This is a genomic window from Phorcysia thermohydrogeniphila (assembly GCF_004339575.1).
Lineage (GTDB): Bacteria > Aquificota > Aquificia > Desulfurobacteriales > Desulfurobacteriaceae > Phorcysia > Phorcysia thermohydrogeniphila.
In genome coordinates, this window is record NZ_SMFV01000004.1 from 20524 (window position 1) to 42029 (window position 21506).

The window sequence follows — 21506 nt, forward strand, 5'->3', positions numbered from 1 at the left end:
GTTATAATTTAATTAGGGTTTATAGAATTATAACACTATGACACTATAGTTGCAAGAGGTTAACATGAGAAAGGAGAAAAAAGAGATAGTTCAGATTAGTTTGAGAATTGAAAGGGAAAAGTTAAATGCTTACAAGAAATGGTTAATAGACAACGGATACAGGTCTATTAACGAACACTTAAACAAAATGATAGACAACATTCTGAAAAGAGCCAAGGAGGCGAAAGACTCTAATCAAAAGGATTAGCTCTTTTCAGGAGAGGTAGCGTTATCCTTTCCTCTCCTGAAAGGATTGCCTCCCTTGCTGCTAACTTAATGTTTCTTATTATTTCCGCAAGTATTCCTTCCGTTTTTTCTATCAGGTACTTTGCAAGTTCTTCGTTCTTCCACATGTAAGACGGCTGTCTTAGGGGAAGAGTCGCCTCTATCGTTTTTAGTAGCCTCAAAAATTCCTTGTCGTAAGTCCAGTTGGTTAGGTGATATGGGTTAAACCTTCTCTTAACCTCTTCGTCGGTTTCTACGGCTATGAGGACGTCTTTTGTCCCTACCAGCACTATAGGTATTCTCAACCTGTTGGTAAGGCTTTTTACTGCCGCCAGAACTCTCCTTTGTTGGATTGCTGTGCCGTTAAGGACGTTGTGAAACTCGTCAAAGATAATCATCTTGATGTTAAGCAAGTCAACGTAGTGCCTGACGTTTTTCTCCTTTTCCAACACGTCCTCATTTTTCCTATAAGGAACTCCTATCTCGTCAAGTATCCTGTCATAGAGAAGTTTTTCTTTGGGTTCGGTGGGAGTTTCCACTACGAGAACGGGTATTTGGTCAACGTCGGCTTCTTCGTCCTCTATCGGAAAGTGTTTTTCAAAGAAGTGTCTTACTATCATCGTTTTTCCTGAGCCGGAGTCTCCGTAAAGGAGTATTCCATCCATTCTCGGCTTTCTGGGTAGTTTGAGGAGCAGTTCCATGTAGTCCAGAATTTTCTTTGCTCTGCTGTGGTTTATAAATCTGTCCGTCATTGCAAATATTATTCTTTCCTCGTCGGAGGCCTTGAGAACTTTCCTTGCGTCTGGTATAAGTGAGTTAACGTGTTTTTCTATCTCTGCTTGAGAGAGCTTCACTTTCACGTGTCCTCCGTTAATCAACTTCAAACGGTTCTATATCGTCTAAGTCGTCAAATTGTGGCGTTCTTGGTGGTAGTTGGCGTGTTTTTTCTTCGTTTGCTTCCTTTTTGCTTTCGTCTGAAGAAGTCTTCTGTTCTACGTAGGACTTAAAGTCGTAAAGTTTCTTGGAGTTCCTTTTGCGTTTTACTCTCTTGGTTTTCTCTAATGCCTCTTCTTCCAGCGTTATGAGCTTTTTAAGTCCCTCAAGTAGTTCGTATTCCTTTGCTTTTCTCTTAAGGTTTAGGCGTTTTCTGTATTCTTTAAGTTCCCACAAAGACAGCTTGGGTAGTCGGGTTTCCCGACAAGGTATTTTGTAGTACTCTTTAGTCTGGGGGTGCTGGAAGTAGACGTACCTCATGTCCCTTGGGTCGTACTTGAATGTGTAGGTTTCACTCTTTTCGCCTTGTTTTCTAAGCCTTATAAATGGCTTTAGGACGTTGTCGTAGTATCTAAGTCCAAACAAGTGAACTCCGTCTTTTTGAATGGTTCTCCTGGCAGAGGGTAGTAGTGAAAACCAGAGTTTTTTCGCCTCTTCACCGGTTATGAGTTTAAAAAGCCCTCTTCCTTTAGAAGTTTCGTTTCCTAAGATGCCTTCCTTATACTTTTCTTCAGGTGTAGTGCCTGTTTCTGAGTGAATTCTTTTGTGGTAGTAGTTAACTATAAACTCTACGAGCCACTTCTCAAGTTCTAATAGGGTCATGCAGGCGTGTCTTTCAGGGTCGTAGCCTTTTTTCTCTACGGGGTTGGAGAAAGTCGTACCCGGTAGGTTGTGAATTTCCTCGTTAATTGTTCTGAAGAGTCTTTCTACGTGTCCGCCATAGTGAGGAGTTTTACTTGGTCTGTAGTCTATCGTTATGCCGTATTCCTTGCAGAAATCTTCAAGGTAGGTACTCCTAAACTCTTTGGCGTTGTCAACGTGTATCTTCTCTGGTATTCCCCACACCTCCCACTTACCTTCCACTCCAAGTTCTTCCAAGAGGTTGTCTTTAGGGGTAATTCCGACGAAGAGGGTTTGAGCTACTGAAAAGTAGCTTGGGGCGTCCAAAGATAGGTAATATCCGAAAACTGTTCTGCTATAGACGTCTAATGCTATGGTTAGGTATGGCCTACCTATAGGTTCTCTCGTCAACTCGTCTACTACTACTACGTCAAGGAGCGTGTGGTCTATCTGGACGACTTCAAGGGGACGCTCTGGTTCAAAAGAGCTACTTGCGGCTCCGTAAAGCGACTGAGCTACGACTTTACCTTTTCTTTTCTGAGTAGTCATAAACGGGGATAGCTCCTTAATTCGGTTTCTAAACGTGTTAATGTGAGGAGGAGTAAGCCCAAGCTCTCGGCACTTTAAGAGGAGTATCTGGTAGGCTCTCTTTACGGAAACTCTTTTGTAGGGGTTGAGATAGACCGTTTCTATTACTTCTTTTATGAGTTTTTCTACTTCAGGATTAACTCTTTTCTTACCTTTTCCACCTCTTCTGCCGTAGTTGGGGACTAACGCTGAAAGCTGTCCGCCAGATTCTTCAAACTGCTTTATCCACCGGTATAGGGTAGCAGGGTTAAGGTTGAACTCTTTTGCTCTTTCTTCTACCTGTTTTTTGGTTCTACTTGGCACCAATAAAGGCTTTATTACTTCGTACCTAAACCTTGCCAGCTCTAAGTACTTTGAGTCGGGAGAGTCAGGGTCTATTGGGTGATAGGGTTTTTCGTCAGTTGAAATTGAATCAAGCTGAGAAATCGGGACGATTAAAGTTTCCCCAGTTTCAAGGTCTGTTACTTCAACTGTTGACAGGTCTACCACGGCAGTAATTAAGACTCTGCGGTTTCTAAAAAACGCAGTTTGCCCTCTTTTAATCTCTATAGGGGACACGGTAGGCCTCTTTTAGCGTCCTTTTTCAAGTAAACGTAGGTGAGATTCGTTAGTTCTTCGTCAAGGTTAGTTTGAAGTTTACCCGTGGCTATTAGATGCCATACGGTTGAAAGGTAGAAGCCTGTTGGTATGAACTCTCCTTTGCCGAGTATCTTGGCCACGTCAATAACCCTTACGGGTTGTTTTTCTCTCACGAAGTTAATTACGTTTTCCACGTAGGTAGCATAGAGGTTTTCAGGTAAGGGCTTATCCAGATAGTTGTAGAGGAACTTGTAGTTTTTAAGTCTTGGTGTTAATAGGTCTTTTTCCGTGAATACTTTAAAGTCGTAGCCTTTTTTAAGGGCATACTTTTCAAGAGTTTCAAACTTCGTAAGAAGCTTGTCAGAGTTTTTCCTTATTTCTGAGGAGTACTTGACTTCAACGAGAAGAGGTCTTCTTAGAGGTTCATTAAAGAAAACTAGGAAATCAGGGACGTAGTGTCTTCCAGAAGGAGAAGGAACCTTGCATGGTTGTTCTACGTAAGCTTTCACGTCTGGAGAGAACTCCAAGTGGTAGAGAAATGCTAACTCCAATTGAGACTCATAGCTTACTATTCTGGAGTTCTTCCTGCTTGAGAATTTGCCACCTACCGAAAGTGTCTGAATGGGAATAGCTCTTACAGGTTTCATAAGGCGTTCTCCTCTATACTTAGGTTATCATATTGGTAGAGAATTTGCAATAACTTTTGTGTTTTGGTGGAGTGGTCGCACTATATTGTGTTATAGTCGCAGTATTTGTTATCATACTCCACCTGTTAAAACGTTGACTTACGGCTTAGGTAGTTGCAAAAATTTTTGTGTTCTACAGAGGGACGAACGTAAAGCCGGGAGAAGTTAGCCTTGCCCACAACGGAGTTCTATTCTTAGACGAAATGCCAGAGTTTAAACGGACAGCACTTGAAGCCCTAAGACAACCCTTAGAGGACGGTTTCGTAACGATTTCAAGAGCCTCTGGAAGCTTTACCTTTCCTGCCCGATTTTCCCTCATAGGAGCAGCAAACCCCTGTCCCTGTGGGTACTACGGATTCTCAGACGGAGTCCACCACTGCACCTGTTCCCCTCACCAGATAAAAAAGTACATGGGAAAAATCTCCGGCCCCATCTTTGACAGGATAGATATCTACATATCTGTTCCAGCCGTTAAACCAGAAGAGCTAAAGAGTAAGTCTTCAGGAGAACCCTCAGAAAAGATAAGGGAAAGGGTCATAAGGGTTCACGAAATTCAGAAGAGGAGGTTTAAAGGAAGAAAGGTTCGTTTTAACAGCCAGATGGGAAGGAGGGAGATAAAGGAATTCTGCAGGATGTCGGAAGAGGCAGAAGAAATGCTGGTCAAAGCTGTAAGAGCTTTCGGCCTTTCCACAAGGGCTTACACGAGGGTTATCAAACTCTCAAGAACCATTGCCGACCTTGACGGAAGTGACGTTATACAAACTAAACATATAGCAGAAGCACTCAGCTACAGGGAACAAGCTCTAAAATGACAAATTTTGTTACATTACTCGGGATAATTGCTACACTTGAGGTTTTCCGCAAGAAACCTTCTTTAGAATTTGACAAATTTTGTCATTATTACACTCTAAAGCCGTTGAAACTCCGCCCCTGCAACCTGCAGAAAATTGGCATAAATCGTGCTAAAATTCTACAGTGAAAATCAAAAAAACTAAACTAAAGGAGGGTAAAAGATGAAACAAGCAACCCAAATGTCAAGGAGCGGTTTCACTCTGGTGGAGCTCCTAATCGTCATCGCAATCATTGCAATCTTAGCAGCGATTGCAGTGCCCCAGTTTGCCAAGTACAAGGAAAGGGCCTACGTTGCCGCTATGAACTCTGACGCCCACAACATCATAGCTGCAGAGGAAGCTTACTACTCCCAGTACGACAAGTACGCCACAGGAGGTGATACTAGCTTTAACTCTTCAAAGGGAACACTAACAATCTCTAACGGCACTACAACAGTAACTACTCTAAATCTCAGCAAGAATGTTGTGCTTCTTGACTACGATGATTTAACAGCAGCAACCCAAATTGAAGCCGTTACCTGCCCTGATGGTTCTCCCGGTTACAAGTTTGCCCTTGGCCACAACAACATAAAAGCTTCTGACGGAACTTACAAGAGAGGAGTTAAGTTTAACTCCTGCACAGACAAAGCTCCTGTTGAGTGGACTCAGTAATAACTGCTTTGTGGGGGGGGAGTTCCTCCCCTTTGTTTTCTTTTTAATGCCTCAGACCGGGTTGAAGTATGGAAGAGCGGGTAAAAGATGGATTCTCGCTACTGGAGCTCTTAATAATCATAGTAATAATTGGAATTCTAACTACAATTGCTGTGAACGGTTATCGCCTCTTCAAAATAAGAGCTTACAACAACAACGCCCTTTACGACCTTAAAAACCTGATAAACGACGAACTTGCCTACTACGGAGTTGAACAGAAGTTTGTAGGCTTTTCTCCTTCAGACGTAAGCTCAAACGGAATAGTTGTAATAGGGAACTTTACACACAAATACGTTTCAGATGAAGTAAGGGCCGTTGCAAAGGTCAGCAGCAGCGGTGACTACGCAAACTTTTGTACAAAACACAAAATGGGAACTCTAATATACGGGTACCAAACAGAAAACGATACAATCTATTATAAGGAAAGTCAGCAAGGTTACGAGCTCCAAGCCTCCGACTGTCCAGACGCAACAGAAAACGACGATTTCTCTGGCTGGAAGGTCTTATCCCAAAAAGAGTAACTACTTCCTACCTACAAACTTGTAACCGTAACTGCCGAGTTTCACAAGATTTACAAGCAGTGAAACCTGATAGTCCACAGTGTTATCGTAGTTCTTAACCCACCTATAGGTTAAACGGCCACTCCAGCATCCCCTATTAACTGCAAGTGAGTAGGAACGCTCCCTATCCTGCGAAAGCTCCAAATCGTACCTCTGCCTGTAGGAAAGAGAGAAGACTCCAATTTTCAGTTCTGTTCCCCACCGCACGTACCTAACTCTTTCTGTCAAGTCACTACTGTAGTAGTTTGCCCAGAGGCTTAAACTTCCCCAAGAGACTGAAACGTAGGTGTTGCTCTTCTTAAGGCCGTTTTCCTCAGGAGAGTAGTAGAACGTCTCTTTCAGCTCAAGATTCCCCAAGGGGTACAGGTCAAGGTCAAGTCTCCACAGTTTCCAAGGGTCCTCCGAGTCGTAAAGGTCGTACTGGCCACTAATGGACAAACGGAGGAACTCTTTTCCATCCTCGTAAAAATATCCTGTAACCCCTGAGTAAATTTCCTTCTTCTTTCCCACTCTGTCACTTCCATCGTAGAAAGGATTTACTTCCTGATTTTCACTTTCCACAAAACGAAAAGAGAGCTCCGGGTTTAGCGAAACAGAAACGGTATCTCCTAAGTGAAAATACTTGTTAGTTACTGTCTTACTCTCAAACTTAAAAATGCTCCTATCACCACCAAGCTGATACTTTGAAATTAGGTACGAGACTTTCATAGTGTTCTTAAAGACACCAAAAAAGCGGCTGTACTTTAGGATAGGCTCAAGGTTTAGCCTATAGCTACTTCCTCCTGCTTCACGGTAAAAATAGGTTAACTCCGTGTCAAAACTGAATGTAAATGGAGTCTTAGGCAAGGGGATATCCATCAAGTAGAAGTTAACGTTCGGAACTCTCTGGTAAACAGTGCTTGATGAACCATCTAAGTAATCAAGATAAACGGCGTTAACGTTCAAGATTGCGTGTTCCCAAAGCTTAGAGAGGGTAACGTCAGACTTAGTATAAACTCTTGTCTTTTCTTCAACATCAAAAGTAGTAGTACTCTTGTAGTACTCTCTGCTGTTTACAAGCTCTGCATTGAGTCTACCGTAGAGGAGCTCTGAAGGGTAGAAAGAGTGAGAATAAGTAAACTTCCAGTCCCTTCTGTTCTCCCTATCTATCCTGTAGTAGTAGAGCCTTCCCTTACTCTTTTCAGAGAGAACATAGCGGAGTTCTGCTGACTTACCATCCCCATCCCTGAATCGCTTTTCATAAGTAAGTGTTAAGTCAGCACTTCTTCCAAGAACGATATAGAAAGGCTGCCTGTATATAAACCCATCCTCACTCATGTAGCCAAAGCGTGGAAAGAGGAAACCAGTTGTCCTCTTCTTAACGATAGGGCCGCTAAGAACGGGGGAAACGAAAATGGGAATCTCCTTTACCCTGAAAGCTACCCACCTTCCCTCAAAACTTTCCCCCAAAAGAATCCTGAACCTCTTTGCTCCTACTGACCAGTCAGGACAGGTGTGTTTACAGGGAGTATACTCTCCATCGTAAGCTATCCACTCTTTCTCAGAAAGCCTCTCTATTCTATCTGCCTTAATGTAATCGGTTTCTGAAATTTTTCCGGAAACGCCCTCAAGGACAGCCCTTTTTGTTTTAAGGTCGTAAACTATACTCTGGCAGCGAAAGCTTGCAGGAAACTCTTTTACAACAACGTTTCCCCGGACTATCAGCAGTCCTTTTTCTCTATCGTAAACAGCACTATCGCCAGAAATCTCCACCTTATCGTAGGTAATTACTACGTGTCCCCTTGCCTCCACCCTTTTACTTACGTTACCGAATACCTTATCAGCAGTTATATTAACGGGAACTTCAACTGCTAAAGCCCTAGAAAAAAGGAACAGCCAAAAGGCAAAAGCCCAAAGCCCTACTTTCAATAACCTTCCCTCTTGAGAGGATAGACTTAAATTTTAAGAGAAATCATATCACGAGGTAAAAAGATGGGAGGTCCAGCCAAAGCAATAAAGAAACTTTTCTTACTGCAGATAGGAGCTCTTTCCCTCCTTGCCGAAAAGGCCGAAAAATTTGTAAAAGAACTGGAGGAGAAGGGAAAACTCTCTGAGGAGGAAGGAAAGAAGTTCATTCAGCAGCTAAAGAAAAGCATTGAAAAACAGAAAGAGGAACTTTCAGCTGAAGTTGGAAAACTCCTCAAAGAGATGAACTTAGCAACAAGGGAAGACCTTGAAACCTTGAAGGAGGAAATAAAGGAACTGCGGGCAGAAGTTGAAAAACTAAAAGGCCAGAAAGATTGATGGGTTTTATTAGGCGTTCGTGGGAAATTATCGGCCATATCTACTTCTGCTCTTATGAGTACCTTTCATCTTTTCTGCCGGGAGCTCTAGTAAAGCTAGTAGGTTTTTTACTCTTCTTTCCCTTTAAAGAGCTCCTTTCACTTCCTCCGCCGGTAAGGTTAAGGGTAACGCTTGAAAGGTTAGGACCAGCCTACCAGAAAATAGGCCAGCTCCTTTCAACAAGGGTGGATATACTACCGCCTGAGTTCATCAGGGAACTTGAAAAGCTACAGGACAGAGTTCCTCCTTTACCGCCAGAAAAGATTCTTAAAAGCTACAGCCACATAGGAGAGTACATAGAAGAGTTTGACCCTAATCCCATAGGCTCAGGCTCTGTTGCGCAGGTCCACAGGGCCCTTTTAAAAGACGGTAGAGAGGTCGCGATTAAGATTCTGCGTCCCGATGCGGAAGAAATAATAAAACAGGATATGAGAATCCTTAAAGTAACGGTTTCCTTTCTAGCCTTTTTTGTTCCGTTTTTCCGACAGTTTAGAATTTCTCAGATTTTAGATGAGTTTGAAAGAATGCTCACAGAAGAGCTTGACCTAAGAACAGAAGCTGCCTACATGGAGCTCTTTAGACAGTTCTCCGAAAAAGAGCCTTCCCTCTACGTTCCAGAGGTTCTGTGGGAGCTCTCTGGAAAAGAGGTCTTGGTAACGGAGTTCGTTAGAGGGAAAAAACTAACGGAAATCGGCAACCTATCAGAGAAGGAAAGGAAGAAATTAGCAGAGCGCTTGGTCCACATCATTCACAGGACAATCTTTGAACTGGGGGTGTTCCACGGCGACCTTCACCCCGGCAATATTTTCCTGCTTGAAGACGGAAGGTTTGTTTTCATAGACTTTGGAATAGTTGGGAGGCTCTCTCCCGATACCTTATCAGCCTTCTTTGTCTTCTCTTTGGGAGTTATGAACAAGGACTTAGAGTTAATTGTTGGAGCGCTAAGGGAAATAGGAGCAGTTCCAGAAAACATAAACGAAACTCTCCTTAAAAGAGAAATTCTTTCTTTCCTTGACAAATACTACAACCGCCCACTATCCCAGATAGACGCAGAAAAGCTATTTTACGAGGAACTTTCAGCAGCAAGGCGATTTAGGATAGTCCTGCCGGAGGAGCTCTTAGTCCTCATGAAAACCATAGCCCATACAGAATCAATAGCAAGGCTAATATACCCTGAATTTAGACTTCCTCCACTACTCAAACCTTACCTTAGAAAAATAGCTCCAAGAGTAGTCACCCAAGAGGTAAAGAGAAGGCTTACAAGATTAGCAATGACTTACTCAAACCTAATTGAGAAAATACCCAAAATCGCTGAGAGCAACAAAAAAGAAACAGAAAGAAAAGACGATATCTTCTGGGGAAGTGTCATATTAGGACTCGCTGTAGTTCTAACACTTGCTCCAAAACTTTTGTTTATTTACGTTCCAGCCGTTCTGGCAACTAACCGCCTAAGAAAATGATAGACTTAAATTAGGGAACCATCCTTAGGGGTATAAGATGAAAAAGTTTATTTTCTCTCTACTATTTGTAGCCTTCCTCATTTTCCCGCTAACTGCTCAAGCAACCAATGAGGATAAGCCGGTTGAAATCTGGACCGTTGAAAAGGTTGAAAATGGAAAAAGGGTTGAAGTAATAAAGGTAAGGCTTGAATCAGGAAAGATAGTTGAAATCCGCCCCCACCTTACAAAAGAACAGATTCCTAAACCAGAAAGTAAGCTATCCTCAGGCAAGCTGGAAAGACTTCTTGAATATGTAGGAATTGCAATTATAGGGTTAGCCGTTGGGATAGGGGTGTATTTACTGGTGAAGAAGTAAAGGTAAGGAAAGCCCGCTTAGCGGGCTTTCTCTATGAGGGTTTCCTTCATTCTAATCTCAGCTTCAACACTCTGACGAGCTTCAACTTCCTCTTCAGAAAGGGAGGCGAGCCTTTCTTTAAGCTCGGCAACTTCTTTCTCTAAGGACGAAACATCAACCTCTTCTGGGTCGTAGATTTCTTGAACGCCAATCCTGACAACATCCGGCTCTATCTGAACAAAGCCGTTAAAGAGAAGTTTTGTAACCTCATTTCCTTCTTTATCCTTGAACTTCACGAACCCAGCACCTACTGAGTAAAACTCAGGTTGGTGACCGGGGAGAACCCCCAAGTCACCATCATCAGTCTCTATGTAAACTTCCTTAGTTTCAAGCTCTATGTGCTTCCCAGTGGAGGAAGCTATAAGGAGCTTCATCTCAGAGGGTATACCCTTTACAGCCATCCTTATCTCCCTTACTTGGCTTTAGCTTCCTTGAGGAGCTTCTCACCCTTCTCAATGGCCTCTTGGATGTTACCGACCATGTAGAAGGCGTTTTCAGGCAGGTGGTCAAGCTCACCGTTGATTATCATCTCAAATCCTTCAATTGTCTCCTCAATCGTTACGTACTTACCGGGCATTCCGGTGAAGACCTCTGCAACGTGGAATGGCTGTGTGAGGAAGAGCTGGATTCTCCTCGCCCTGTGAACGACGAGCTTGTCTTCCTCAGAGAGCTCTTCCATACCGAGGATTGCGATGATTTCAAGGAGCTCCTTGTACCTCTGGAGGTACCTCTGAACTTCCCTTGCTACGCGGTAGTGTCTCTCACCAACGATGTTGGGGTCAAGCATTCTGGAGGTGGACTCAAGTGGGTCAACAGCTGGGTAGATACCCTGCTCTGCGAGGGAACGGGAGAGAACTGTTGTTGCATCAAGGTGAGCAAAGAGTGTAAACGGAGCTGGGTCTGTAAAGTCGTCAGCAGGAACGTAAATAGCCTGAACGGAAGTAATAGAACCCTTAGTTGTAGAAGTAATACGCTCCTGAATAGCTCCTACCTCTGTTGCAAGGGTTGGCTGGTAACCAACCTCTGAAGGAATCCTTCCTAAGAGAGCGGAAACCTCAGAACCGGCCTGAATGAACCTGAACATGTTGTCAACGAAGAAGAGAACGTCTCTTCCCTCAACGTCCCTAAAGTACTCAGCCATTGTAACGCCGGTCATAGCAACACGCCACCTGTTACCCGGTGGCTCGTTCATCTGACCGTAAACGAGAACTGTGTTTTCAAGAACGCCGGACTCCTTCATTTCAAGCCAGAGGTCTGTACCTTCCCTCGTCCTCTCACCAACTCCGGCGAAAACGGAGAAACCACCGTGCTTCATAGCAACGTTGTGGATAAGCTCCATGAGGAGAACGGTCTTACCAACTCCAGCACCACCGAAGAGTCCTGTCTTACCACCCTTAGCGTAAGGCTCAAGGAGGTCAATTACCTTGATACCGGTCTCAAAGATTTCAGCAGTAGCCTTCTGCTCTGTGAGGGGTGGAGTTGGCCTGTGAATTGGCCAGTACTCCTCAGCCTCAACGGGACCCTGGTCGTCAATGGGCTCTCCAACAACATTGAAGATTCTTCCTCTTGTAGCGTGTCCAACGGGAACCTTTAAGTAGTCACCGGTGTCAATAACTTCCATACCCCTTCTAAGACCCTCTGTAGCTCCGAAGGCGATACACCTTACCCTGTTCTCGCCGAGCTGCTGGTGAACCTCAAGCATGAGGTCACCGGTCTTAATCTTACCGTCCCAAGTAATCTGCTTTACGTTCGGAACTTTAAGGGCGTGGTAAATTTTTGGAAGATGACCGTCCGGGAACTCAACATCTATAACAGGTCCTACAATCTGAACAATCCTACCTTTATGTTCTGCCATATCTATCCTCCCGATTATTTCATTGCTTCAATAGCTGTTGTAATCTCAATGAGCTCCTTAGTAATAGCAGCCTGTCTTGCCTTGTTGAAGGAGATGGTGAGCTTCTTGATGAGGTCTTCTGCGTTCTTTGTAGCGTTGTCCATTGCAGTCATTCTTGCTGCGTGCTCGGAAGTCTCTGACTCCTTGAGGGCCCTTAAAACAGTCGCAGAAACGTAGGACTTAACAGCCCTCTCAACGACGCTCTCATCTGGACCAACGAGGTATTCACTTACAGGAGCTCCTTCCTCTACCTCAACAGAGAGAGGAAGTATCTTCTCAAAGGTAACTTCCTGAGTGAGAGCGTTTACAAACCTGTTGTAAACGAGGTAAACCTCGTCAAAGTACTCGGAGAGGTATCCCAAGTAAAGGTCCTCAGCTATTTCCTCAGCGAGAGGAAGACCAATTCTTCTGAATATGTCCTTAACCTCTTTGCGAACCTTTAGGTCGGAGTACTTTGTAAAGAACTGACTCGCCTTGTTTCCAACCGTCGTAAGGCTTATTTCTATCCCCTCTTTCTGCTTTTCCTTAGCGAACTTGTTAACGTTCCTGATTATGTTGGCGTTGAAAGCTCCACAGAGACCTTTATCTGAGGAAATGACAACCAGCTCTATCCTCTTTACGGGCCTAACCTTGAAGATAGAGTGAAGGGCTGGATTTTCCCTTAAGTAGAGCCCTTCAACTATACCCTTCATAACCTCAGCGTAAGGTCTTATGTTAAAGAGCTCCGTCTGCGCCTTACGGAGTTTAGCAGCGGATACCGCCTTCATGGCGGCGGTAATCCGCTTTGTACCCTTCAAACTCTTTATCTTAGCCTTAATTTCTCTCATTCCGGGCATTTTCTACCTCTCTTAAGCAGTAAACGTAGCCTTGAACTCCTTAATCGCGGAGTGGAGCTTGTTGGTCAGTTCGTCGTCAAGCTGTTTCTTGTCAAGAATCTCCTTGAGGATCTCAGGATGCTTAGCATCCATGAAAGCGTAGAGCTCCTTCTCAAACTTCGTAACAGCCTCAACAGGAATATCATCAAGGTAACCGTTGATTGCTGCAAAGAAGGCTACAATCTGCTTCTCAACTGGAATTGGGCTGTAAGGTGGTTGTTTGAGGAGCTCCATAAGTCTTCTACCGCGCTCAAGCTGAGCCCTTGTTGCAGGGTCAAGATCAGAAGCGAACTGAGCGAAGGCCTCAAGCTCCCTGTACCTTGCAAGCTCAAGCCTGAGCTTACCTGCAACCTGCTTCATAGCCTTAATCTGAGCTGCACCTCCAACCCTTGAAACAGAAAGACCTACGTTAATAGCCGGCCTCTGTCCCTTGTAGAAGAGGTCTGTCTCAAGGAAGATCTGTCCGTCAGTAATGGAGATAACGTTTGTTGGAATGTAAGCGGAGATGTCACCAGCCTTTGTTTCAATAATTGGAAGAGCTGTTAGTGAACCAGCACCAAGCTCATCGTTGAGCTTAGCAGCCCTTTCAAGAAGCCTTGAGTGGAGGTAGAAGATGTCACCCGGATAAGCTTCACGTCCCGGTGGACGCCTGAGGAGGAGGGACATTTCCCTGTAAGCTACAGCCTGCTTGGAGAGGTCGTCGTAAACGATGAGTGCTGCTCTTCCTGTATCCCTAAAGTACTCAGCAACCGTTACTGCAGAGTATGGAGCGAGGTACTGAAGGGCAGCTGGGTCAGAAGCTGTAGCAGAAATAACTATCGTATAATCCATAGCTCCGTGCTCTTTGAGGAGCTGAATCGTCTGAGCTACAGTAGAACGCTTCTGACCGATAGCACAGTAAATACAGATAACTCCTTCCCTCTTCTGGTTGAGGATTGTGTCTATCGCAATAGTTGTTTTACCGGTCTGCCTGTCACCGATGATAAGCTCCCTCTGTCCCCTTCCAATCGGAATGAGAGCGTCAATAGCCTTAATACCTGTCTGGAGGGGCTCGTGAACAGGCTTCCTCGTTACGATACCGGGAGCAATACGCTCAACAGCCCTTCTCTCTACGTATTCAATCTCTCCTTTACCGTCAAGGGGTCTTCCAAGTGGGTCAAGAACCCTTCCTATAAGCCCTTCTCCTACGGGCATGTCAAGGATTCTTCCTGTCCTCTTTGCCTTACTACCCTCAACGATTCCCCTACCTTCACCGAGGAGAACGACACCTACGTTGTCCTCCTCCAAGTTGAAAGCAACACCCTCTGTTCCATCCTCAAACTCTACAACTTCTCCGTATTCAACGTTTTCAAGGCCGTAAACCCTTGCAACACCGTCACCAACCTTGATGACGATACCAGTTTCGTCAAGCTTTACGGAAGCCTCAAACTCTTCAATCTGTTTTCTTATCAGTTCTGAAATCTCTTCCGCTCTGATCTGCATCCCTTCACCTCGCCTTAAGAGTTTTTATGTTAATCAGCTATAGCTTTTTTAAGGTTTTCAAGCTGCGTCTTTATAGAAGCATCAAGAACCTTGTCTGCTACCCTGACAACAAATCCACCAATCAGGGAGGGATCAAGCTTTACAGAGATCTCAGCCTTCTTTCCGAAAATTTCTTCAATTTTTGATTTAATCTTTAAAACCGTTTCCTCGTCAATCTCTGTAGCTGTTGTTATTTCAGCCTTGATAATTCCCAGCCTGTAATCAACGAACTTTTCAAACTCTGAAGCAAACTCCCTGAGCGTCCCCAGCCTATCCTTCTGGGCCATAAGGAGCAGAACTCTTTTTAGCTCCTCAGAAGCCCCAACCTTCTCTAAGATCTGCTCTATGAGGCTCCTCTTTTTCTCAGGAGGAACAACAGGGCTCTTAAAATACTTAATTACCCTGTCGTCAAGGAGAGAACCTATCGTCTTCACCTCTTCCAGAACCTTCTCCAGCCTGTCGTCCGGCAGGACATCAGCCAGGGCCTTCGCGTACCTCCTCGCTACTCTCACTTCCAGTCTCAATTTGATCCCTCCTAAAGCTTTTGAAGGGTAGATTCTATGAGTCTCTTGTTTATCTCAGGATTAGCCGCCGCCTTAAGCTTTGCCTCAGCTATTTCTACAGCCTTACGAGCCGCAAACTTCTTAAGCTCTTCCTTGGCCTTGTAAACCTCTTTCTCTATCTCCTCGTCAGCCATCCTGATTATCCTTTCAGCAGTCTGCTTAGCTTCAGCTATTATCTGCTCTCTCTCCTTAGCAGCAAGCTCCTTTGAATACTGAAGTATTCTCTCTGCCTCTGCTTTTGCTTCCTCAGACTTCCTCTCAGCTTCCTTGAGGAGCCTCAGAACCTCCTCCTTTTCCTGCTTTGCCCTCTCAAACCTGCTGACAACAGCGTTAATACCGTCGGATATGAACTTTGAAACGGGCTTCTTGAGAAGCCAGTATAGGATTGCTATCAAAATTACTGTATTTACAGTTTTCCAAAACAGCTCATGTTGAATGTGCTCCATCTCACCCCCTTATGCTGCCTTTCCAAGTATTTTCTTAACAATTTCTTCAGCTATCTTTTCAGCCTCAGATTCAAGTTTTGCCTTCTCTGCCTCAAAGGAGCTCCAGATTTCTTGCTTGGCACTCTCTAACTTAGCAGCAGCCTCTTCATGCGCCTGCTGAAGGATTCTCTCCCTTTCAGCCCTGGCCTCTTTAACAGCCTCATCAACGAGAGCCTTCGCCTTAGCCCTCGCCTCGCCCAGTACCTGTTCCACCTCTTTAAGTAGGCTCTCAGCCTTTGCCCTCAAGGCCTCAATTTCAGAGTACTGGGCCTCAAGCTCCTTTTCCCTCTCTTCCATCAAGCCAAGGAGCGGTTGGAAAAGAAACTTGTTGAGGAGAACCATAAAGATTAGGAAGTTGACAGCCTGAACCAGTAGGGTTCCGTCTATCGCTACGATGCTCCCCGCCATTACCCTTCTCCTTGCTTTGTGATTTCCCCGCCTCCAAGGAGGAGGTCACCGCTGTAAAAGGCACACACCTGCCCCGGAGCGGGGGCGTCAACTTTCGCCGCTAATTTTACATAATAAAAGCCGTTTTTTAAATACTCTACCGACTCAACTGGAACAGGACGAGAACGATATCTAACCTGAACCTGAAGGCCTTTGAGCTCTTTAACTTTCTCATACTCAAGGTGCCAGTTTACGTTCCATACGTACACAGTACTCTTTAGAACGTCCTCTTTCCCTCCCAGAATCACCCTGTTGTTTTCAGCATCTATTTCAACAACGTAAAGGGGCTTACCGTAAGAGATTCCAAGCCCTCTCCTCTGACCAACCGTATAGCGGTGGTATCCCTTATGCCTACCAACAACTGTTCCGTCCTTTAAAACAAAAAGGCCGGGAGGAGGCTTGACAAACTGCTCTACAAAAGAAACGTAATCCCCCTCTATAAAGCAGATATCTTGGCTTTCACTCTCAAACGGAAATCCTATGGCTTTAGCCCTCTTGATAACCTCGTCCTTAGTAAACTCTCCAAGTGGAAGCAATAACCTCTCAAAAACACGCTGCTCAACAAGCGAGAGGAAGTAGGACTGCTCTTTTCTCCTATCCTTACCCCTAAGGACTAAATGTTTTCCCCACTCCTTAGAAAAAACAACGCGGGCGTAGTGGCCAGTAGCTATGAAGTCAGCTCCAAACTCCTTCATTAAAAGATAAAGGTAATTAAGCTTTATCTTTCTATTACATACCGCGCAAGGGTTGGGAGTTAGGCCCTTTCTATAGTAACGGACAAAGTAATCAATTACCTCTTTCTGGAACTGGTCTGTAAGGTCAATAACGGAAAGTTTAAGTCCTAAGAGCTCCGCTGCTTTTTGCGCCTTTTCAGGTGACGCTTTTTGGGTGAGGCGGAAAAAGACAGGAATAACTTCATAGCCCCTTTCTTTCAGTAGGTATGCCGTATAGAAGCTATCTACTCCTCCACTGAGACCAACAACAACCCTTTTCATGATAGCTCAAGTTTACAGCATGCGAGGCAAAAAAAGAAGGGCGCCGGGATGGCGCCCTTTAAATCTGTGGGGAGGAGGGAGGGGGATAGGGGGGTGTCTACTATTAATAATAGTTCTCATTCTCAAGTTGTCAAGGGGTAACAGCATCAATATGGTAATACTGTTGTAGAAATTTTTATCACAAAAAGCGCAAAGCTAAATATATTAAGGAGAACCTTTGAAGGCAAGCCAGTCTCGGAGGAAAATGGCCGCAGCTATATCGTCCACTTCTTCTCTCTTTTTTCCGAGCTCTCTGCACAAGTTTGTCGCCTCTAAGGTAGAGTAAGACTCATCAACAAAAACAAAGCTTACCTGCCTTCCACTCTCTTTAAGGAACTGCTGAAACTTGGTGGCGAACTTCTTAATCTTCTCTCCTATCTTTGTATCCCTACCCTCTAAGCTTAACGGAACGCCAACAAGAATGGTATCAACGTCTTTTTCATCAATAATCCTTAGGAGCTCCTCAAAGGTCTCCCTGTTACTCTTCCTATGAATAATCTTATAAGGGTACGCTGTAAGCCTTAAGGGGTCTGAAAGGGCTACGCCTATCCTCTTAAAGCCAACGTCAAGGGCCATTACCCTCTTCAACTGCTACCCCTTTGAAGTGGCAACAACTACTTTTACGCGGTCTCCATCGGATAGTCTCTCATCGTCACAGAGGAGTTTACCGTCCTTCACCACGACGGCAGTTTCAGGGTAGATGTCAAGGAGCTCCAGCAGTCTATCAACCCTTATACTCCTTCCCTTTATCTCTACCTCCCTTTCCTTTCCATCCATTTCTACTAAAATTCTGCCCAAAGCCTACCTCCAGAAGGGGAGTTTAACGATGAAAATATACCTTGACGACTGGAGAACGCCACCTCCCGGCTACGTGCTGGTTAAGACCGTAAACGAGTTAAAAGAGTTCGTTAAGGAGCACGGAAAGGAAATTGAGGTCCTTGACCTTGATAACTACCTTGAAGAGTACTCAGCCTACGGAGGAAACGGTATAGACTTCATAAGGTGGTTAGAGGAAGCAGTTTACACGGGAGAAGTAGAGCTTAACCCTAATGTTAAAATTGTATCTCACTCTTCTGACCCTGTAATGGCAGAAAAGATTGAAGAGATTGGAAGAAACATAAAAGCCTTTCTAAGGAGTAAGAGATGAAGCTAAGCAGGGAAGAGGTAAAGCACATTGCAATGCTTTCAAGGCTTGAGCTAAAAGAGGAGGAGATAGAGAAGTTTCAGGAACAGCTCAGCAAGATTTTGGACTTTGTAGAGAAGCTAAACGAGCTGAATACTGAGGGTATTGACCCTAAGTTCCAGATTATCCCTCCCCAGAACGTTCTAAGAGAGGACGTTCCCGGCGTAAGCTTACCACCAGAGAAAACCTTTAGAAACGCCCCTGAAACGGACGGTAAGTTCTTCATCGTTCCTAAGGTCGTCAAGAAATAACGCTAAAGGGGGCTTTAAGAATGGAGTGCAGGAGAGCTGAAAACTTAAAGGACTGTGGCTGTACCTATACAGCATGTTCACGTAGGGGAATATGCTGCCTGTGCATCAGGAACCATAGGAATAAAGGAGAGGTTCCGGCGTGTTTCTTCCCCCCTGAGGCAGAGAGAACTTATAACCGTTCTATAGAGTTCTTCATAAAGGTGTGGGCAGAAAAACTGGGATACAAACTGGTAAAAGAAGCGTAGGGAGGAGAAAATGGAGCTTTTAAATAAACCACTGAAAGAACTTAACAGGCTAATAAAGGAGAAAGAGGTTAAGCCTTCAGAGCTCTTAAAGGAGCTCCTTGACAGGATAGAGGAAACAGAGCCCAAGTTAAACGCCTACATAACTGTATGCGAAGAAGAGGCCGTTAAGAGGGCAGAGATTGCCGATAGGGAGCTTGAGAAGCTCTCTAAGGATGAAGTGCCGGAGCTCTTTGGAATACCCATTTCAATAAAGGACAACATAAACGTAGAAAACGTCAGAATGACCTGCGCCTCTAAGATTCTAGAGAACTTCATCTCTCCCTACGATGCAACAGTAGTAAAAAAACTAAGGGAGAAAGGAGCTATCTTTGCCGGTAAGAACAACCTTGACGAGTTCGCCATGGGCTCTTCAACAGAAACCTCCTACTTTGGCCCTACCAGAAACCCTTGGGACTTAGAAAGAGTCCCCGGAGGCTCTTCCGGTGGTTCTGCTGCTGCCGTTGCAGCAAGGTCAGCAATCGCCTCCCTTGGCTCTGACACGGGAGGTTCTATAAGACAGCCTGCAGCCCTCTGCGGAGTGGTCGGCCTAAAGCCCACCTACGGAAGGGTTTCAAGGTTTGGACTAACGGCCTTTGCATCATCCCTTGACCAGATAGGCCCAATCACAAAAAATGTTGAGGACGCTGCATACCTTCTCAACGTAATCTCCGGACAGGACGCAAAAGACGCAACGAGCGCAAGAGTGCCAGTTCCCGACTTCCTCGCCGGACTAAACAACGAGGTAAAAGGCCTAAAGGCCGGACTTCCAAAAGAATACTTTGTAGAGGGAATAGAGCCAGAGGTAAAGGAGAAGGTTCTTGAGGCAGTTAAGAAGCTTGAAAGCTTAGGAGTTGAAGTAGAAGAGATTTCTCTTCCCCATACTGAGTACGCCGTAGAGACCTACTACATCATCGCCCCTGCAGAGGCCTCATCAAACCTTGGAAGGTTTGACGGAGTCAGGTACACATACAGGGCAAAGGACTATAAAGGTCTAGTTGATATGTTCTGCAAGACAAGGGCTGAAGGCTTTGGCGACGAGGTCAAGAGAAGGATAATGATAGGAACTTACACTTTAAGCGCCGGATACTACGACGCCTACTACCTGAAAGCCCAAAAAGTCAGAACCCTCATCTATCAGGACTTTGAAAAGGCCTTTGAGAAGGTGGACTTTATAGTGACTCCAACATCACCAACAACGGCCTTTAAACTCGGTGAAAAAACGGCCGACCCGATAAAAATGTACCTCTCAGATATCTTTACGATTGCCGTAAACCTTGCAGGCCTACCTGCAATCTCTATCCCATGTGGGTTTGACGGAAAGGGACTCCCTATAGGTCTTCAGATAATAGGAAAGGCCTTTGATGAGGCAACGATTCTCAACGTTGCAAACGTCCTTGAGAAGGAGCTGAAGGTAAACAACTTACCGGAACTTTAGATTTTAAGTGGCGGAGGCGGATGGGAATCGAACCCACCGTCCCGCCCTTGACGGGACCACCGGATTTGAAGTCCGGGGGGGACACCAGCCCCCTTCCGCCTCCAGAAAATTAGTGCTTTAATAAGTTAGGTAATAGAAAAGAACTTATCAAGTTCCAAGAATCTTCTTCAGCCTGTCCTTAGCCCGTCCCACAAGTCTTTCACTGTTAGCAAAACACTCCTCAACCTCCTGAACCGTCAAGCCAGCCCCAACTCCAACCTTTATGGCAAAACCTCTGGCTATTAAGTCAGAAGGCGAGTGAGCATCGGTGTTAATAACGAGGGGAGCTCCCACCTTTTTAGCAAGCCTTACAACGTGGCCGTTTGTAATGTTGTGTCCCTTCCTTGCAGTTACCTCCAAGAAAACACCGTTTTCCGCAGCAAGCCTTACCTCTTCTTCAGTTATAAGTCCCGGGTGAGCAAGGATGTCAGCTTTTCCTTCTATAGCTGCTCGGTTAGTTCCGGGAGCAACCGGCTCAACTACCGTCTCACCGTGAACGACGACAATCGTAGCTCCAGCCTCCCTACAGAGAGCAATAAGTTCTGGAATCTTGACAGGCGGAACGTGTGTAATTTCAACTCCGGGAAGGACGTCTAAGGAGGTATACTCGTTTAGAACCTCCACAGTCTCGTAAAGCCTTTCAAGAACGAATCTGTAGTTTGAGTAGTCAACGTGGTCGGTAATGGCGATAGCTCTATAGCCGATACTTTCTGCACGCCTTACAAGCTCACTTGGAATTAGAGCTCCATCGCTAAAAATCGTGTGGGTGTGAAGGTCTATCACCTTTAAAACCTCCAGTCTATCTTTTTTAATACCATGCTTAGGGAAGTTTACCAGATACTCTTAGAGAGCTACGGAGAACAGAACTGGTGGCCAGCAGAGACACCCTTTGAGGTGTGCGTTGGAGTTCTCCTAACTCAGAACACCGCTTGGAGGAACGTTGAAAAGGCTATAAGCAACCTGAAAGGTCACAAATTACTCACCCCCGAGGGAATCCTTGAGTGCCAAAAAGAACTTTTAGAAGAGCTAATAAGACCTGCAGGTTTCTACCGCCAGAAGGCCAAGTACTTGAAAAACTTCTGTAGCTACCTCGTAAGCTCTGGAGGACTTGAAAACCTAAAAAGGAAAAAACTGGAAAACCTAAGAAATGAGCTCCTCAAGCTAAAAGGTATCGGAAAAGAAACTGCCGATTCCATTTTACTATACGCCCTTGAAAAACCAGTATTTGTAGTTGACGCCTATACAAAACGGCTCTTCTATCGTCTTGGAATTTTAAAGACAGAAAAAGAAAACTACGAAAAAGTAAGAAGAATTGTAGAAGCCTCCTTCTCCCGCGAATCAGACAAGTTAAAAATATTTAAGGAATTTCACGCTTTAATAGTTGAACACTGCAAGGCCACCTGCCGGAAAAAACCTCTGTGCAATAGCTGCTGTCTATTGAAACTCTGTAGGTATGTTAAAATTTAGGTCAAGTCAAAACCGAACAC

Annotated in this window: 27 protein-coding genes and 1 tRNA gene; 12 read left to right on the forward strand and 16 right to left on the reverse strand. The window is 44.8% G+C overall.

Annotated elements, in window-relative coordinates; translation table 11 throughout:
* The first annotated feature begins 64 nt into the window (after positions 1-64).
* Positions 65-247: a hypothetical protein gene (locus CLV27_RS05670; RefSeq protein ID WP_132526720.1), complete on the forward strand. Its 183-nt coding sequence runs from the start codon at positions 65-67 to the stop codon at positions 245-247.
* On the opposite strand, the gene CLV27_RS05675 is transcribed toward CLV27_RS05670, so the two are convergent.
* Genes CLV27_RS05675 through CLV27_RS05685 form a run of 3 tightly spaced genes read right to left on the reverse strand, consistent with a single transcriptional unit; the run spans position 231 to position 3692 of the window.
* Positions 231-1124, reverse strand: coding sequence for a TniB family NTP-binding protein (locus tag CLV27_RS05675; protein WP_132526722.1), 894 nt, complete (start codon positions 1122-1124; stop codon positions 231-233). The genes CLV27_RS05670 and CLV27_RS05675 overlap by 17 nt on opposite strands.
* Positions 1125-1134: 10 nt before the next feature.
* A complete protein-coding gene (locus tag CLV27_RS05680; RefSeq protein ID WP_165863693.1) occupies positions 1135-2955 on the reverse strand; it encodes a Mu transposase C-terminal domain-containing protein in 1821 nt (606 codons plus the stop codon).
* Between the two features lie 56 nt (positions 2956-3011).
* The gene (locus CLV27_RS05685) at positions 3012-3692 is read right to left on the reverse strand and encodes a TnsA endonuclease N-terminal domain-containing protein (RefSeq protein WP_132526726.1); all 681 of its coding nucleotides are present in this window, start codon (positions 3690-3692) and stop codon (positions 3012-3014) included.
* A gap of 167 nt (positions 3693-3859) precedes the next feature.
* On the opposite strand from CLV27_RS05685, the gene CLV27_RS05690 reads away from it, so the two are divergent.
* The 3 genes from CLV27_RS05690 (at position 3860) to CLV27_RS05700 (ending at position 5793) form a co-directional block, all read left to right on the forward strand.
* Positions 3860-4543 carry an ATP-binding protein gene (locus tag CLV27_RS05690; RefSeq protein ID WP_243644896.1) on the forward strand — a complete coding sequence of 228 codons (684 nt, stop codon included), beginning with the start codon at positions 3860-3862 and terminating at the stop codon, positions 4541-4543.
* Positions 4544-4744: 201 nt separating this feature from the next.
* Positions 4745-5233: a prepilin-type N-terminal cleavage/methylation domain-containing protein gene (locus CLV27_RS08625; RefSeq protein WP_274542983.1), complete on the forward strand. Its 489-nt coding sequence runs from the start codon at positions 4745-4747 to the stop codon at positions 5231-5233.
* A 68-nt stretch (positions 5234-5301) separates the two neighbouring features.
* Complete coding sequence (locus CLV27_RS05700; protein ID WP_132526730.1) at positions 5302-5793, forward strand: prepilin-type N-terminal cleavage/methylation domain-containing protein; 492 nt, start codon at positions 5302-5304, stop codon at positions 5791-5793.
* On the opposite strand, the gene CLV27_RS05705 is transcribed toward CLV27_RS05700, so the two are convergent.
* Complete coding sequence (locus tag CLV27_RS05705; protein WP_243644897.1) at positions 5794-7740, reverse strand: LPS-assembly protein LptD; 1947 nt, start codon at positions 7738-7740, stop codon at positions 5794-5796.
* A gap of 63 nt (positions 7741-7803) precedes the next feature.
* Between CLV27_RS05705 and CLV27_RS05710 the strand changes: the two genes are divergently transcribed.
* The 3 genes from CLV27_RS05710 to CLV27_RS05720 are packed head-to-tail and all read left to right on the forward strand — an operon-like array spanning position 7804 to position 9969.
* On the forward strand, positions 7804-8115 hold the full coding sequence (locus CLV27_RS05710; protein ID WP_132526732.1) for a phasin family protein: 312 nt from the start codon (positions 7804-7806) through the stop codon (positions 8113-8115).
* The gene (locus tag CLV27_RS05715; protein ID WP_132526734.1) at positions 8115-9614 is read left to right on the forward strand and encodes an ABC1 kinase family protein; all 1500 of its coding nucleotides are present in this window, start codon (positions 8115-8117) and stop codon (positions 9612-9614) included. The genes CLV27_RS05710 and CLV27_RS05715 overlap by 1 nt, the downstream gene beginning before the upstream one ends.
* A 37-nt stretch (positions 9615-9651) precedes the next feature.
* A complete protein-coding gene (locus CLV27_RS05720; RefSeq protein ID WP_132526736.1) occupies positions 9652-9969 on the forward strand; it encodes a hypothetical protein in 318 nt (105 codons plus the stop codon).
* Positions 9970-9986: 17 nt separating this feature from the next.
* Here the strand turns inward: CLV27_RS05720 and CLV27_RS05725 are convergent, their stop codons facing one another.
* From CLV27_RS05725 to CLV27_RS05770, 10 genes are all read right to left on the reverse strand, one after another.
* Positions 9987-10409 carry a F0F1 ATP synthase subunit delta/epsilon gene (locus tag CLV27_RS05725; RefSeq protein ID WP_132526738.1) on the reverse strand — a complete coding sequence of 141 codons (423 nt, stop codon included), beginning with the start codon at positions 10407-10409 and terminating at the stop codon, positions 9987-9989.
* An 11-nt stretch (positions 10410-10420) separates the two neighbouring features.
* Positions 10421-11863, reverse strand: coding sequence for a F0F1 ATP synthase subunit beta (gene atpD, locus CLV27_RS05730; protein WP_132526740.1), 1443 nt, complete (start codon positions 11861-11863; stop codon positions 10421-10423).
* 14 nt (positions 11864-11877) lie between these two features.
* Positions 11878-12738, reverse strand: coding sequence for an ATP synthase F1 subunit gamma (atpG, locus tag CLV27_RS05735; RefSeq protein ID WP_132526742.1), 861 nt, complete (start codon positions 12736-12738; stop codon positions 11878-11880).
* A 12-nt stretch (positions 12739-12750) separates the two neighbouring features.
* Complete coding sequence (gene atpA, locus CLV27_RS05740) at positions 12751-14259, reverse strand: F0F1 ATP synthase subunit alpha (protein ID WP_132526744.1); 1509 nt, start codon at positions 14257-14259, stop codon at positions 12751-12753.
* A 29-nt stretch (positions 14260-14288) separates the two neighbouring features.
* Complete coding sequence (gene atpH / locus CLV27_RS05745; protein ID WP_132526746.1) at positions 14289-14822, reverse strand: ATP synthase F1 subunit delta; 534 nt, start codon at positions 14820-14822, stop codon at positions 14289-14291.
* A gap of 11 nt (positions 14823-14833) precedes the next feature.
* Complete coding sequence (locus CLV27_RS05750) at positions 14834-15307, reverse strand: F0F1 ATP synthase subunit B (protein ID WP_132526748.1); 474 nt, start codon at positions 15305-15307, stop codon at positions 14834-14836.
* Positions 15308-15316: 9 nt separating this feature from the next.
* Entirely contained in the window at positions 15317-15754 is a 438-nt protein-coding gene (locus CLV27_RS05755) for a F0F1 ATP synthase subunit B (RefSeq protein ID WP_132526750.1), read from the reverse strand.
* The gene (gene mnmA, locus CLV27_RS05760; protein ID WP_132526752.1) at positions 15754-16788 is read right to left on the reverse strand and encodes a tRNA 2-thiouridine(34) synthase MnmA; all 1035 of its coding nucleotides are present in this window, start codon (positions 16786-16788) and stop codon (positions 15754-15756) included. The genes CLV27_RS05755 and mnmA overlap by 1 nt, the downstream gene beginning before the upstream one ends.
* 204 nt (positions 16789-16992) lie before the next feature.
* Positions 16993-17415, reverse strand: a complete 423-nt coding sequence (ruvX, locus tag CLV27_RS05765; protein ID WP_243644898.1) for a Holliday junction resolvase RuvX — start codon at positions 17413-17415, stop codon at positions 16993-16995.
* Between the two features lie 3 nt (positions 17416-17418).
* Complete coding sequence (locus tag CLV27_RS05770) at positions 17419-17625, reverse strand: ubiquitin family protein (protein WP_132526754.1); 207 nt, start codon at positions 17623-17625, stop codon at positions 17419-17421.
* 28 nt (positions 17626-17653) lie between these two features.
* On the opposite strand from CLV27_RS05770, the gene CLV27_RS05775 reads away from it, so the two are divergent.
* Genes CLV27_RS05775 through gatA form a run of 4 tightly spaced genes read left to right on the forward strand, consistent with a single transcriptional unit; the run spans position 17654 to position 19980 of the window.
* Positions 17654-17974, forward strand: coding sequence for a cyclic-phosphate processing receiver domain-containing protein (locus tag CLV27_RS05775; RefSeq protein WP_132526756.1), 321 nt, complete (start codon positions 17654-17656; stop codon positions 17972-17974).
* Entirely contained in the window at positions 17971-18261 is a 291-nt protein-coding gene (gatC, locus tag CLV27_RS05780) for an Asp-tRNA(Asn)/Glu-tRNA(Gln) amidotransferase subunit GatC (protein ID WP_132526758.1), read from the forward strand. Before CLV27_RS05775 ends, gatC begins: the two co-directional genes overlap by 4 nt.
* 20 nt (positions 18262-18281) lie before the next feature.
* Entirely contained in the window at positions 18282-18506 is a 225-nt protein-coding gene (locus CLV27_RS05785; RefSeq protein ID WP_132526760.1) for a DUF6485 family protein, read from the forward strand.
* 10 nt (positions 18507-18516) lie between these two features.
* Positions 18517-19980: an Asp-tRNA(Asn)/Glu-tRNA(Gln) amidotransferase subunit GatA gene (gatA, locus tag CLV27_RS05790; RefSeq protein WP_132526762.1), complete on the forward strand. Its 1464-nt coding sequence runs from the start codon at positions 18517-18519 to the stop codon at positions 19978-19980.
* An 8-nt stretch (positions 19981-19988) separates the two neighbouring features.
* On the opposite strand, the gene CLV27_RS05795 is transcribed toward gatA, so the two are convergent.
* Together CLV27_RS05795 and CLV27_RS05800 are read right to left on the reverse strand one after the other, a co-directional pair.
* Positions 19989-20083, reverse strand: a tRNA-Sec gene (locus tag CLV27_RS05795).
* Positions 20084-20127: 44 nt separating this feature from the next.
* On the reverse strand, positions 20128-20802 hold the full coding sequence (locus tag CLV27_RS05800; protein ID WP_132526764.1) for a histidinol phosphate phosphatase domain-containing protein: 675 nt from the start codon (positions 20800-20802) through the stop codon (positions 20128-20130).
* 33 nt (positions 20803-20835) lie between these two features.
* Between CLV27_RS05800 and CLV27_RS05805 the strand changes: the two genes are divergently transcribed.
* On the forward strand, positions 20836-21486 hold the full coding sequence (locus CLV27_RS05805) for an endonuclease III domain-containing protein (RefSeq protein WP_132526766.1): 651 nt from the start codon (positions 20836-20838) through the stop codon (positions 21484-21486).
* Positions 21487-21506 lie beyond the last annotated feature (20 nt).

Coding starts and splice junctions, on each gene's coding strand:
- CLV27_RS05775 (WP_132526756.1), top strand. CDS start 17,654: ATGAAAATATACCTTGACGACTGGAGAACGCCACCTCCCGGCTACGTG.
- atpG (WP_132526742.1), bottom strand. CDS start 12,738: ATGCCCGGAATGAGAGAAATTAAGGCTAAGATAAAGAGTTTGAAGGGT.
- CLV27_RS08625 (WP_274542983.1), top strand. CDS start 4,745: ATGAAACAAGCAACCCAAATGTCAAGGAGCGGTTTCACTCTGGTGGAG.
- CLV27_RS05805 (WP_132526766.1), top strand. CDS start 20,836: ATGCTTAGGGAAGTTTACCAGATACTCTTAGAGAGCTACGGAGAACAG.
- CLV27_RS05785 (WP_132526760.1), top strand. CDS start 18,282: ATGGAGTGCAGGAGAGCTGAAAACTTAAAGGACTGTGGCTGTACCTAT.
- CLV27_RS05755 (WP_132526750.1), bottom strand. CDS start 15,754: ATGGCGGGGAGCATCGTAGCGATAGACGGAACCCTACTGGTTCAGGCT.
- CLV27_RS05725 (WP_132526738.1), bottom strand. CDS start 10,409: ATGGCTGTAAAGGGTATACCCTCTGAGATGAAGCTCCTTATAGCTTCC.
- CLV27_RS05715 (WP_132526734.1), top strand. CDS start 8,115: ATGGGTTTTATTAGGCGTTCGTGGGAAATTATCGGCCATATCTACTTC.
- atpA (WP_132526744.1), bottom strand. CDS start 14,259: ATGCAGATCAGAGCGGAAGAGATTTCAGAACTGATAAGAAAACAGATT.
- CLV27_RS05700 (WP_132526730.1), top strand. CDS start 5,302: ATGGAAGAGCGGGTAAAAGATGGATTCTCGCTACTGGAGCTCTTAATA.
- CLV27_RS05685 (WP_132526726.1), bottom strand. CDS start 3,692: ATGAAACCTGTAAGAGCTATTCCCATTCAGACACTTTCGGTAGGTGGC.
- atpD (WP_132526740.1), bottom strand. CDS start 11,863: ATGGCAGAACATAAAGGTAGGATTGTTCAGATTGTAGGACCTGTTATA.
- CLV27_RS05750 (WP_132526748.1), bottom strand. CDS start 15,307: ATGGAGCACATTCAACATGAGCTGTTTTGGAAAACTGTAAATACAGTA.
- CLV27_RS05710 (WP_132526732.1), top strand. CDS start 7,804: ATGGGAGGTCCAGCCAAAGCAATAAAGAAACTTTTCTTACTGCAGATA.
- gatC (WP_132526758.1), top strand. CDS start 17,971: ATGAAGCTAAGCAGGGAAGAGGTAAAGCACATTGCAATGCTTTCAAGG.
- CLV27_RS05670 (WP_132526720.1), top strand. CDS start 65: ATGAGAAAGGAGAAAAAAGAGATAGTTCAGATTAGTTTGAGAATTGAA.
- CLV27_RS05720 (WP_132526736.1), top strand. CDS start 9,652: ATGAAAAAGTTTATTTTCTCTCTACTATTTGTAGCCTTCCTCATTTTC.
- gatA (WP_132526762.1), top strand. CDS start 18,517: ATGGAGCTTTTAAATAAACCACTGAAAGAACTTAACAGGCTAATAAAG.
- mnmA (WP_132526752.1), bottom strand. CDS start 16,788: ATGAAAAGGGTTGTTGTTGGTCTCAGTGGAGGAGTAGATAGCTTCTAT.